The sequence below is a fragment of the Moorena sp. SIO4A1 genome (assembly GCF_010672065.1).
GTDB lineage: Bacteria > Cyanobacteriota > Cyanobacteriia > Cyanobacteriales > Coleofasciculaceae > Moorena.
In genome coordinates, this window is sequence record NZ_JAAHHX010001013.1 from 1 (window position 1) to 1,088 (window position 1,088).

The following is a 1,088-nucleotide window of genomic DNA, read 5'->3' on the forward strand; positions in this document are numbered from 1 at the left end:
TCAGCCATGGCTATCACTATTTATTTTTGATGATTCCATTCGCCATTGTTGGTCTTTTTTTATTGCCGACGCTGTCAGAAATGGTAAAGGGAAAAAACTTTTGCGAGGTTCCGAGTGAGAAACCATTTCCCATTTCCATCAGTGTACAGCCCAATGATTCTATCTATCGCGAAATATTTGGAGAGCGGAACTGTTCACCGCACAGGCTAATCTTAAGGTTACCTGCAAATGCCATAATAAAAAGCCAAGGCGAAAATAGCTTTAAAAATCAGCGTCATACTCCCAAAATTTCAACAATACTTACTTTTTCTCATCAACCTGAAACTTTTTACATAAGGCGTATAGATCAGCTTAAAGATGGTCTATATTTCAGTTATGAAGATAGTTGTTCTGCTGCTAAATGGTCTAGTGATCAAGAGCAAGCAATTCTTCATGTAAGCATAGAAAGGAATTTGCTAATTAATGATCCAGATATTAAAGGTATGATTTTTATAGTGTCTCTTCCAGCTGAGATGAGAGAAACTAAACCGAAGATTGTAATTGATAGGTATACCTGGGATAGAGTGGGAGCTCAAAAGAGTTTTCGACTTAGAGAATATCCAAAGTTTGCGGTAGCTTTGAAAGAAAATGATAAACCTAAAGATAATAAACTTTATGATTTTGATAGCGGAGATATAGTGAAAAAAAAACTTTCAAATGAACTATTTAAGTTAGTCAAAAAAGGAGGTGTATATATAGAAAAATATGTCGCTAATACTTCTAATACTTCAAGAATTAAAGGTAAAATAGTTAAGTATGATCGCGATCAACTTCCTTCTAGTTGTGCGATACCAAAGGATTGGAATTCATAATAAAAACCGTAAAAAAATATACAGATTTGTTTGTTTGAGGCATCATGAATAATAGTAGCCCAGAAACCCAGGAAATTTTTGATCAAAAAATAGTAAACAAGCCGGAGTATCGCAAACAACTTGAAGATAGATATCGCAATCAAGAACAAACAAACTTTTTTTGGATTTGTTTATTAGCAGGAATTTTACTAATTTCTAGCATAGCTCAGTTTGCCATACTAGACTATGCTTTAGGAA

2 protein-coding genes are annotated in these 1,088 nt (G+C 33.9%); both read left to right on the forward strand.

The features are described from left to right. Window positions 1–851 (forward strand): hypothetical protein (locus F6K53_RS44880; protein WP_293087555.1); only part of this gene is annotated, 851 nt, incomplete at its 5' end. A gap of 44 nt (window positions 852–895) precedes the next feature. Continuing rightward, window positions 896–1,088 (forward strand): hypothetical protein (locus F6K53_RS44885; protein ID WP_293087558.1); only part of this gene is annotated, 193 nt, incomplete at its 3' end.